Source organism: Methanobrevibacter cuticularis, from assembly GCF_001639285.1.
Classification (GTDB): domain Archaea; phylum Methanobacteriota; class Methanobacteria; order Methanobacteriales; family Methanobacteriaceae; genus Methanobaculum; species Methanobaculum cuticulare.
The window spans coordinates 1-11,783 of the sequence record NZ_LWMW01000134.1 but is presented as its reverse complement, the minus strand read 5'-3'; the positions used below and the strand labels follow the sequence as shown (position 1 = coordinate 11,783).

Here is an 11,783-nt window from a genome sequence, read left to right as displayed (position 1 = left end):
GATAAAAATCAAAGTAGAAGTGACCGACTAAGAAATAAAGAAACTAAGTTAAAAAATCTATGCTATAACATATATCGTCACACAAAAACATTTAACATAAAAATCAAAATATGATTTCTACAGAGCCTTTATTTTTACCCTAATTCATTTTCTAAGATAAGAACAGTTTCATATACTTTCAAGCTTTAGCATATTTTAATTTTTTTATTTTATTTTTACCCTAATTCATTTTCTAAGATAAGAACAGTTTTATATATTTATTTATAATTGGGGGCTGGGGCATATAATTTGTTTTAATGGTAATTATGAATGTAAATCCTTTCAAAAGCTTTATATGCTATTTTAAATAGATGTATAATCATATAAAACATAAAGATGAATTATTGGTCATGATTTATATGGGTTGATAAAATTAGGACGTATTTTAATAAAAATAATGGAAATAAAGGATTCATATTGTTATTTGTTTTAATAGCTATTTTTTTAAGTTTTAGCATGATAAGTAGTGTAAATGCAACAATAAATACTACCGATAACGACACTGTTTCTCAAAATACAGTTATTAAAAACTCTAAAATTGTTTATAATCATCTGGATAAGCATAATCATGTTCCTAAAACTGTAATGGTAATGGATAAAAATGTTTCATCAAGGAGTTTTTTTTATTTAATGTCTAAAACTGTTGTTTATAAATATAATAAGAATAATTCGGATTTTGAAATTAAAGTGGGGATTAAAAGTTCTAAAAATGTAAAAGGAGATTCTATTAAAGGTAAATATCAAACAAAAAGTTATTATAAAATAGCTAAATATGTTTTAAATTATGTAGATAAGTATAATAAAGTTCCAAGCTATTATAAATCACAATCAAAGAAAAAAATTAAATATGAAACTCTTTTTTTCATGTTTAGCAAAATTTTAGCAATAACTAAATATAATCACCTTCCTAAAACAGTTTACATTAATCTAGATAAACAGGATGCCATTAATAACAATGGAAAAACTTTAAAATTGTACAATAACTATAAAAAAACTGACTTATCTAAATATTTGAAATCTACATCATGGACTCCCAGTAAAAGTACATATATTAAAAATCTTGCAAAGAAAATAACAAAAGGTAAGAAAACTAAGTATGAAAAAGCTGAAGCTATTTTTAATTGGACTATTACTAATATCAAATATTCTTACTATTATAATACAAGATATGGTGGTGGAAAAACTATTAAAATAGGAAAAGGTAATTGTGTGGACATGTCTCATGCCTATGCAGCACTTTCAAGGTCAGTTGGATTACCTACAAGATATATTCATAGTAGATCTGATTTTAGAAAAAGTGGTTGGTTAGGTCATATCTGGCTTCAAGTACTTGTAAATAATAAATGGATTCCTGTAGATATTAGTGGTGAGAATAATCGTTTTGGTGGAGTTGTAAATTGGAATCAGAATACATATCATCGTATAAGTGTTTATTCTGAAACTCCTTGGTAGAATTGATAGATTGATTAAATGTATTTATTCTAAATAGATAGTGATTAAATGTATTTTTCTAAATAGATAGTGATTAAATGAAAATTTTAAGTAAATTAAGTTTTAATAAAAATAATAGAATGAGGGGGGGGGAAGATCATTGGTTCTCAACCTCAATTAGCTCAATAGTTATTTTAGCTATTTTAGCTATTTTTTTAAGTTTTTGCATGATAAATAGTGTTAGTGCTGCTGATTTAAATAAAACTTCAAATTCTAATAAGAATGCAGAATTAGAAGATGGTTGTTCTGCTGTTGTAGTACAAATTAATAAAACTGATTTTGTTTATGGATATAGGAGAGATTCAAGTTATGCAGCTAACTTACATATTAAAAAAGTAAGATACAAAAATAAATTAGCAGTTAAAGAATATAAAACAAAGAATGGTTATTTCCCACATACAATAGTTTTTAAAGATGGTTGGTTTGTTTCAGTTGGTGGTGCAGATAAGGTTAATTTAGTTAAATACCTTGAGAAAATAGGAACTAACATGGTAACAAAAGGTAAAATCACTCAAGTTGGATTTTCTAAAGCTTATAAAACTGTTAAAAAATTGGGAATTGGCCATTTTCTAATTAAATCTCCTTCTGGTCATGTTAAAGCTATTTCTAATTTTTATGGGTTTAATAAGAAATATTCATTTAAATTAAATTATGGGGAATATGTAATTATTCCTAACAGTCCTAAATACTTTAAAAAAGGAAAACTATCCTCTAAAAAACTCTTAAATTCTGAAAAAATTACCCTTGTTTTACTTGCTAAAGATCCTTATGGAGATAATCGGAGGAATATTGTTATTTATAGGGTTTCTAATGTAAATAATAAAACTCATCTAAAAGTTTTCGCTGGAAATGATAATGGAAATTATGTTGGAAGATCTACTAGTAATAAAAAGGATAATATCTATTTCCTATCAAAATTTATAAAATCTTCTGCACTTAAAATTGTTCCATTGATGACTTATCTTGGACTAATAACTCTTTAAAAAGTCGTTAAATGCAAAATAAAAGAAGTATCCAGTGATTAAACATTTAGCTATTTTTTATTCTTTTTTAAGAATTTGACTTATTGTATATTCATTTAATATTCTCGAATTTTTCTATTTTTCTTGGATTTCTATTAAGAACTCTATGATATGGCTATTAACTTTTAAAACATTTTTAGCTTCATCTTTTTAGTACTAAGGACTTTAATTTTTTTTGTTTTATTTTTATTTTAATTCATTTTTTAAGTTAAAAACAGTTTCATATATTTATTTATAATTGGGGGGGGGGGGATATAGTTTGTTTTAGTGGTAATTATGAATGTAAAGCCTTTCAAAAGATTTATATGGCCTTTTAAACAGACACATAATTATATAAAAAAGAATCGTTGGTAATAATTTACTCTAAGGGCATAATTAACTTCCTGATAGTGAGAGGATGTGGAAATCATTTTTACAGAAATAAAATAAGAACACATAGTTTTTACTAAATAATAGTAATGAACTGGAGAATCTAATGTTTAATGAAAATAAAAATAGCAATGGCAAAAAGAGATATTTAGCATTAATTTTAATTAGCTTAATAGCTATGTTATTAGCTATTAGTATTATGGGTACAGTAAATGCAGTTGATAAAAAATCCCTAGTTTTTGATAAAAAATTATTAGGTAAAAATAATAAGGGCTATGTGCAGTTAATTAAACTAGGGAACAAAAATTCTAAAGTCAAAGTAGCTTATATTATTGGAATCCACCCTCTTGAAAATGCAGTGCATAAAAGTTTTTATAAAAACCTATTAGCCAAGAATGGTAAATTAAAATATTCTTACTATGTCTACAAAGTGGTTGTTACAAGAAATCCTAAGAACTATGGTGCTGGCAGAATGAATGGGCAATTATTAGCTAATAAATTCATACTCCCTCATGCTAAGAGGTCTAAGTACAACCTACTCATTGATGTTCATGCTAATGTGGGAAGTGTATCTGCTGGTTATGGGAAGAAGAATTTCTTATTTGCTCCATTAAACAGTGTTAAATCTAAAAAAATAGCTATAAAAATTATTAGAAAGATTAAAGGTCTTCATTATTCATATCCATCATCACAAACAAGTCCAAAATATATCACAAACCCTTTAGTAAGATTTGGTGTAAAAACTATCATTTTTGAAACTTATACATATCAAAGTAATAAAAAAATCAATAGACTGACGAAATCTTTGATAAATGTTGTTGATGGATTATTTTAAATGGGAAAAAATAGTTCTATAGGCTAATAATGATATTTAGAAAATAATATTCATAAAAATTAATACTGTGTATTGTTTTATAAAATTAAAAAATTTAATATTAAAAATTTAATTGAGGCGTTAAAAAAGTGCGTGATAAACTAAATAATTATAAAAAGCATTTATTACTATTTATTTTAGTATTAATTGCCTTTTAATTGTATTTTACGCGATTAATAGTGTGTGCTACAACACATACTGCCGATAATAGAAATAGTACAGAGAAAATTAAAAATTTGTTTAATAAATCTATTTATAAAAAAATGAGGAGAAATTATCATGATAAATAATAGGAAATTAATAGCTATTTTGGCTATTGTGTTTTTTGCATCAGCTATGATTTTATCTGTTGGTGCTGTAAGCTCAGCTAAAGTTCTAAATAAGGATCTTGAATTGAAATTTAGTAAAAAAACCAGTAAAGGTGTTTATGTTGTTGTTAAAAATGTTGGCAAAAAGACAATGCCTGCTACTAAAATATCAGTTTATAGTTATCGTAAATTTAAGTATGAAAACAAAAAATATACTGTGAAATCATTGAAAAAAGGTAAATCTGTTAAGATTTTAATACCTGCAAAGGTTATGAATGCTTTTAATTCTAAGAAGGGAGGCCAGATAGATCCTTCTACAGGTTATATTCATTTAGGTTATATTAGTCTTTATCTTTATAAAGATGATAACAGGCTTAATAACAATTTAGATATCTTGTATGGTTCTAAAAAAACCCCGTATATTGTTAAAAAAGCAGCATACATGCCTCTATAATTTTTTTTAAATAAGCTGTAGTTACTAATATATTAACAACGCTTTTTAATTATTTTTTTTATTTTCATTTTTTTTATTTTCACTGTAATCCATTTTTTAAGTTAAAAACAGTTTTATATATTTATTTATAAGTTGGGAGGGAGAGTATAGTTTGTTTTAGTGGTTATTATGAATGTAAATCCTTTTAAAAGCTTTATATTGCCTGTTAGATAGACATATAATTATATAAAAATGGATTGTTGGTAATTATTTGATCTACTGATATAATTAGCTTTGTGATAATGAGGGGAAGTAGAAATCATTTTTACAGAAATAAAATAAGAACACACAGTTTTTAGTAAATCATATTTTGAAACTTATATGCATAAAAGTAGTAAAAAAATTAACATATTGATAAGATATTTGATAACCGTAGTCGATGAATAATTTTAAATGGAAAAAATAGTTCTATAGGCTAATCATGATATTTAAAATGTAATTTTTATAAAAATATTAAGAATCTTTTTTTATATTTTAATGGAAGATTTATAGTTTCTCTATTTTTTCTATAGGGAGTTTTGTGAATTTGTTTATTTCTTTTAGTGGAAGATTTGCTTTTTTCATATTATTTGCAATTTCAATTTTTTCCTTTTCAATTCCTTTCTCCATTCCTTCTTTTCTTCCTATTTCTATTCCTTTTTGTGTTGCTGTGTGTTTGAGGGTTATTTCGTCGTAGTGTGCCATTTCTCGCATTTCATACATTCTGTAGTCTTCATCATTCATGGATATGAGGTCTAGTTTTTTTTGTGTTTTTCCTATGGTTTTGTTCATTTTTATCACCTTGTTTAATAATTTGGGGGTTGTGTTTTTATCAAAGTATATTAACCATTGGTGTAGAAAGTTGTTAATATTTTTGTTCTTTATCTTTTTAAAGTTTTGCATGCTTATGAAGTGTATTTCTATGCCTTCTAAAAACTTAGGAGTACAGGTTTTTATTGATGGTATGTCTATTAATCGATAGAATGTGTGTATGTTGTCATTATTTTTCATTTTGTAGTCTATTAGGTTGATAGCTATTACTTCTGGTAGTTTTTGGTAGTTCTGCCCTTCTTTTATAAGGCGTCTGTAGATATTACATGCATAGAAAAGTGATCTTTTTATCATCTCACCAGTATTCTGTCTTTGTGCTTCTATAATTATCTCTTTATTATCTGTTTTTGATCTTATATCAAGTATACAATACTTATCTTTTAGTTTCTCTGCAGATAACTTAGTATTCTCATTAATATCCACATTATCTAATATTTCTGCCATAGAAATGTTTTGTATCCTGTTTTCTATTATTATTTTATTTCTGTTTTCAAGTATTGCGTTTATAAATGATAATAACTGCTCCTCATCACCGTTTTCACCCATACACTTTAAAAAAGCAAAATCATTTAAAGGATCCAATTCTCTCATAAAAATAGCTATTAACATTCATAATATATAAATCCAAGAGTAATTTCAAGATAAATATTGATTTCAATACATTAAATTGATTTAATCAAAAAATTAACAACTAAGATTAAAAAATTAACACCAAAATAAAAATAGCTATCATACTTACATAAATAAAAATTACAGGGACTGTCAATTTGTTAGTTGATACAATTTTTAAAATTGAATTTTAAGCTTGAATTTACAAATACTTGATTTTTAGAAGAGAAATTTTTCTTACCAACTAACATTTTGACAGTCCCATATATTTTAAATAAGCTTATTTTATATAATATACAAATCATAACTAATGAAATTTGAAACATGGAATAAATGGTATAACAGAATTTTGAATGATTTTAATTTTTCTAAAGATGATGATGAAAAATCAGCTAGATATTTAAATGAAAGTTTGGAAGATACTGGAGCATATTCTTTTGATGAATTTTTAGATTATGTAAATAGTCTTAATAATCACAAAGAACTTAATCAAAATCAGCTATTTGTAGTTTTTGGAGCAGGACCTTCTTTAAAGGAGAATATAAAATGTATTCAAGAAGAATTTGATATTGAAAATTATATTTCAATAGCTGCTGATGGAGCTACAACTGCTCTTTTAGAAGAAGATTTAGTTCCAGATATAGTAGTCACGGATTTGGATGGGAAATTAGAAGATTTATTATCTGCAAATGAAAAAGGATCTTTTTTTGTTCTTCATGCACATGGTAATAATTTAGAAGAGATAAATAAATATGCAAGAAGATTTAAAAAGGTTTTAGGTACTACTCAGTCTTTTCCTCATGGTAATCTTTATAATTTGGGTGGTTTTACTGATGGTGATAGGGCTGTTTTTTTAGCTATTGAATTAGGTGCTAAAAAAATTATTTTAGCTGGAATGGATTTTGGAGATATGACAACTAGCTATTCACGACCAAACATTACTTCAAAAATAGCTAAAGCAGATGAAATAAAGCAAAAAAAGTTAAAATATGCTGAAAAACTGATTGATTGGATATCCAACAATGAAAATGCTGAAATTATTAATCTAAGTTCTTGAATCTTGTTTTTTTAATCTAATAATAATTTATTAAATTTTTATTTTATCCAATATCTTTTTCATATTTGTTAGTAACAAATTAGAAATCATAGAAAAATATAGTTTTTTATATGACTTTAAACAAATAATAACATATGGGAATTGAAGATATCTTACTTCACGATGAAACAATATTCAAAAATATCAATGCTTTTAATCCAGACTATATGCCTGAAAACTACAATTTCAGAGATTCACAGATGGAAGCTATGGCAATGTCGATTAGACCTGCTTTAAAAGATGGTAGGCCTGTTAATTCCGTTGTTTTAGGGGCGTGTGCAACAGGAAAAACAACAGCTATTAGAAAAGTTTTTGAGATGGTTGAAAATACTTCTGATAAAATATTTTGTTGTTATATTAATTGTCAATTGCATACAACTCGTTTTGGAATCTTTTCTCAAATACATAAAAAGATATTTGGTCATCAACCTCCTGAAACAGGAGTTCCTTTTTCTAGAATCTATCAAAAGATAATGAAATACTTGTCTGATGAAAATAAGGCTCTTCTTGTAGCTTTTGATGATGTTGACTACTTGTTCCAAAATCAACATGCTAATAAGATATTTTATGATATTTTAAGAGCTTATGAAGAATATGTTGGTGTCAAAACAGGTTTGTTTGCGATTCTTTCTGATTTTGAATTTAGATTTGCTTTAGATAAGAATGTAAACACAGTTTTCATTCCTCATGAAATTGTTTTTCAACCTTATACTAGATCCGAAATTCTTAATATTTTAACTGATAGAGCAAGAGCTGGGTTTTATGAGGGAGTTATTAGTGAGGATATAATAGAGGATATAACTGATTATACTCTGGATAGTGGAGATTTAAGAGTTGGGATAGATTTGCTTCGGGTATGTGGAAACATAGCTGAAGCCAATGCATCAAAATCAGTAGAAAAAAAGCATTTAGATGAGGCTATGGATAAAAATCTTTCTATTAATTTATTTGAGGCTGTAAAATCATTAAATGACACGGAAATAGCTTTATTAAAAATAATTGCTAGCAATAAAAAGATTTTAAATGCAGGAGAGCTATCTGAGCTCTTTTTAGAAGATGAAGAGGTTAGTTATGCTACATTCAACAGAACTTTAGAAAAATTAGAATTTTTGAGATTGATAGATACAAAATTCACAGGAAAAGGGGTTAGAGGAAATTCAAGACAAATTATATTGAGATTTGATCCTGAAGATGTGAATAAGTGTATTTTATAACTATCAACCTAATTTAATATTTTGTAAAAATATTAACATGATGGATGATTGAGTATATTTTAATATCCTTAATACTATACAATATTGTGTATTTATCAATAATTATATGTATTTTATATGAATAAAACTGATAGTTCATTTATGAAGGGTTCTAATTATTAATCCAACTCCAATATCTTATTTACAGGTTATTTTAATTGTAAATTATTTTTATATTTTTACCAATAGTTATTTACAGATTATTTTGATTGTAAATTATTTTTATATTTTTACCAACAAATTAAAAGTTAAATTTATCATCAAGTCCGGTATCTATTGTATGTTTTAAACCTAGAAAAAAAGCTTGCATGATTTATCTCTGGAATTGCACTATGGTTAATAGCTAATGGAGGTTTGGTAGTATATTTTTCTGATTATATAATAATTTTAGAATTATATACCAAATAAAATACTAGGATTAGGAGTACTAGCTACTGAGAGTACACTTAAAAGTAATACTGTGAAAACACAGAGTATCACCATGCAAGATTGAATGCTGAGTCTATTAAAGAAAAATATATCAGAGACATTATTTCTTTTTCTTAAGTCGTTTCTTAAGTTATTTCTTAAATGTTGATTTACATTTTTTACCATATTATCACTCACATACTATAATGAGTTGAAAAATACATATAAAGAAAGAGAAAGAGAGCATTTGAAAAGTAATATTTTCCATATCAAAACTTCTTTGAAATAGCTATTTATCCATAATTTCTAGTAGGAATGCTTTAATAAACTAAAATAGATATATTTGTAAGTTGTGTTAAACATGAAGGGCGAAATTTCTGAAAATCAAAAAAATATCAATAAAAAATATGAATTTTTTGATGTTACAGCAGATATTGGATATTGGGCTTATGGAAAGACTTTAGAAGAAGCTTATGAAAATGCAGCATTAGCTATGTTTAATGTTATGACTAACACAAAACAAGTCTCTGAAAACATATCTAGAGAAATTTATATAGAATCTGAGGATTTAGTTTCATTATTGTATGATTTTTTAGAAGAGCTATTATTTCTTCATGAAATTGAACTCTTGTTCTTCTCAAAATTTGAAATAACTATAAAAAAAGATGAACTCCAAGAACAAAATATTTATCTACTCAAAGCAAAAGCTATTGGGGATAATATTGATTGGAATATTCATGAAAAAGGTTCTGAAGTTAAAGCTATTACTTTTCACATGATGAAAGTTGTGACTAGTGATATATCTAAAGTTAGAGTTATTTTGGATTTGTAAATTATAATATAGATAATTTGCGATTTTATTTATAAATTTAACACTTTTTAACCTTTGAATATATATTTTCATCATTAGGATATTCTTTTTTAATAGAAATAATCTTAATAAACCATAATTTTTCATCATATAGTTTTTCATCATATTTAATTCCATATAAGCAAATATCAGTATTCTTTATTTTATAATTTTTATTTATAATTTATAATTTATAATTTGTAAAATTGTAATATTGAAAAATTATGAGATAATGACAAATTTTAATAATCCTTATGACATATTTAATAACGAGAATAATAAATCAAATTAATAAAAATAAGATAATTAATTTTAAAGATTATATTATCTACTATTTCATTGATTATAATCATTATGATATTTATTTACATTAATAACAGTTGATTTTTATGGGAATAAAAGATAACATTACTGAAGTTCGTGAAAACGTTTGGGAGATTCCAAGTAGTTATAAAAAGGAAATGAGGGTCCCTGGAAGACTTTATCTCGAGAGAGAAGCATTGAATAACCTGGAAAATGGAGCTATTGAGCAAATAGCTAATGTGGCATGCTTACCAGGTATTCAGAAGTTTTCTATTGGTCTTCCTGATATCCATTTTGGATATGGATTTCCAATTGGGGGAGTTGGAGCATTTAGTTGGCGTACTGGGGTAGTAAGCCCTGGTGGCGTTGGTTTTGATATTAACTGTGGGGTAAGAATGATTAGAACTAACCTTACAGAAGAAGATATAAAACCAAGGATGAAAGAAATTTTAGATCAGCTATTTATAAATATACCATCTGGAGTTGGAAGTAAAGGGAAAATCCGCCTTAAAGATGATGAAATCAATAATGTTCTTGATTTTGGAGCAGAATGGGCTGTTGAAAATGAGTATGGATGGGAAGAAGATCTAATGTTTTTGGAAGAAAATGGACGGATGTTAGATGCAGATTCAAACAAGGTTAGTGATAAGGCTAAAAAAAGAGGAATACCTCAACTTGGCTCTCTTGGCTCTGGAAATCATTTTTTAGAAGTTCAAAAAATTGATGAGATATTCAATGAGGAAGTAGCTAAAACTTTCAATCTTGATCCTGGAACTATTACTATAATGGTTCATAGTGGTTCAAGAGGCTGTGGACATCAAGTATGTTCTGATTATTTGCGCACTATGGATAAAGCTTACAAACGTCATCATGTTAATATTCCAGATAGGCAATTAGCTTGTGCTCCTGTTGATTCTGATGAAGCTCAAGATTATTTCCGAGCTATGGCCGCAGCTGCTAATTATGCCTGGGCTAATAGGCAAATGATGGTTCATTGGGTTAGAGAAACTTTTGAAAAAATATTCAAAAGAGATGCTGAAGATATGGGAATGAGTGTCATTTATGATGTGGCTCATAACATTGCAAAAAAAGAAGTTCATGAAATAAAAGGAAGAAAAACCGAGCTTGTTGTTCATAGAAAAGGAGCTACTCGTGCTTTTGGCCCAGGAAGAGTTGAAGTTCCTTCTGAATATAGGGGAATTGGACAACCTGTACTTATTCCTGGAACTATGGGTACTTCTTCATACATTCTTCATGGAACAGAAATAGCTATGGAAGAAACTTTTGGATCTACTGCTCATGGTGCAGGCAGAAAACTCAGTAGAACTGGTGCTAAAAAAATATACAACAGTAAAGAAATTAAGAAAAGCCTTGAAGATAAAGGAATACTTGTCAAAGCTAATTCAATGCCAGTTTTGGCTGAAGAAGCCCCGGGTGCTTATAAAAATGTGGATGAAGTTGTTCGAACTTCAGATAACACAGGAATAGCTAAACTTGTAGCTAGAGTTACTCCATTAGCTGTTACTAAAGGTTAGCACTATTTGTATTTTGATGGTTCTTAATTACAGAACTTTTTCATATTCTAGATATTCTATATTCTTCATATTCTTAATATTTTGAATATTAGTGATATTAATTAATATTTTTCATATTCTTAACATTATTAATATTTTTGAATATTCTAAATTTCATTAGTATTTTTGAATATTATCAATATAATTAATTTATATTATAATCAGTAGTTCGTAAAGTGTTTTTGTATTTTTATTTTTTTATGTGTTTTTTGTTTTGTTCTTTTGTTTTGTTCTTTTTTTATCAATTGGTTTCTTATGTTATGTTGGGATTTGTTGTGGTATTT

Annotated in this window: 10 protein-coding genes; 8 read left to right on the top strand and 2 right to left on the bottom strand. The window is 26.5% G+C overall.

Annotated features, from left to right (window positions below):
- The first annotated feature begins 456 nt into the window (after window positions 1–456).
- From MBCUT_RS08760 to MBCUT_RS08745, 4 genes are all read left to right on the top strand, one after another.
- Window positions 457–1,491 carry a transglutaminase-like domain-containing protein gene (locus MBCUT_RS08760; RefSeq protein ID WP_067260303.1) on the top strand — a complete coding sequence of 345 codons (1,035 nt, stop codon included), beginning with the start codon at window positions 457–459 and terminating at the stop codon, window positions 1,489–1,491.
- A 77-nt stretch (window positions 1,492–1,568) separates the two neighbouring features.
- Complete coding sequence (locus MBCUT_RS08755; protein ID WP_067260302.1) at window positions 1,569–2,513, top strand: hypothetical protein; 945 nt, start codon at window positions 1,569–1,571, stop codon at window positions 2,511–2,513.
- 514 nt (window positions 2,514–3,027) lie between these two features.
- The gene (locus MBCUT_RS08750) at window positions 3,028–3,756 is read left to right on the top strand and encodes a hypothetical protein (protein WP_067260301.1); all 729 of its coding nucleotides are present in this window, start codon (window positions 3,028–3,030) and stop codon (window positions 3,754–3,756) included.
- 318 nt (window positions 3,757–4,074) lie between these two features.
- On the top strand, window positions 4,075–4,557 hold the full coding sequence (locus MBCUT_RS08745) for a hypothetical protein (RefSeq protein WP_067260300.1): 483 nt from the start codon (window positions 4,075–4,077) through the stop codon (window positions 4,555–4,557).
- Between the two features lie 525 nt (window positions 4,558–5,082).
- Here MBCUT_RS08745 and MBCUT_RS08740 read toward each other — a convergent pair.
- The gene (locus MBCUT_RS08740) at window positions 5,083–5,997 is read right to left on the bottom strand and encodes an Rpn family recombination-promoting nuclease/putative transposase (RefSeq protein ID WP_169805432.1); all 915 of its coding nucleotides are present in this window, start codon (window positions 5,995–5,997) and stop codon (window positions 5,083–5,085) included.
- A gap of 328 nt (window positions 5,998–6,325) precedes the next feature.
- Between MBCUT_RS08740 and MBCUT_RS08735 the strand changes: the two genes are divergently transcribed.
- Window positions 6,326–7,072: a 6-hydroxymethylpterin diphosphokinase MptE-like protein gene (locus tag MBCUT_RS08735; RefSeq protein ID WP_067260298.1), complete on the top strand. Its 747-nt coding sequence runs from the start codon at window positions 6,326–6,328 to the stop codon at window positions 7,070–7,072.
- Between the two features lie 134 nt (window positions 7,073–7,206).
- Window positions 7,207–8,325 carry an ORC1-type DNA replication protein gene (locus MBCUT_RS08730; RefSeq protein ID WP_067260297.1) on the top strand — a complete coding sequence of 373 codons (1,119 nt, stop codon included), beginning with the start codon at window positions 7,207–7,209 and terminating at the stop codon, window positions 8,323–8,325.
- 432 nt (window positions 8,326–8,757) lie between these two features.
- Here MBCUT_RS08730 and MBCUT_RS10610 read toward each other — a convergent pair whose 3' ends face one another.
- Complete coding sequence (locus MBCUT_RS10610) at window positions 8,758–8,958, bottom strand: hypothetical protein (RefSeq protein WP_084270783.1); 201 nt, start codon at window positions 8,956–8,958, stop codon at window positions 8,758–8,760.
- A 175-nt stretch (window positions 8,959–9,133) separates the two neighbouring features.
- Here MBCUT_RS10610 and MBCUT_RS08725 point away from each other — a divergent pair, with 175 nt between their 5' ends.
- Window positions 9,134–9,604, top strand: a complete 471-nt coding sequence (locus MBCUT_RS08725; RefSeq protein WP_067260296.1) for an archease — start codon at window positions 9,134–9,136, stop codon at window positions 9,602–9,604.
- Window positions 9,605–10,011: 407 nt separating this feature from the next.
- A complete protein-coding gene (locus MBCUT_RS08720) occupies window positions 10,012–11,460 on the top strand; it encodes an RtcB family protein (protein ID WP_067260295.1) in 1,449 nt (482 codons plus the stop codon).
- The last annotated feature ends 323 nt before the right edge of the window (window positions 11,461–11,783 follow it).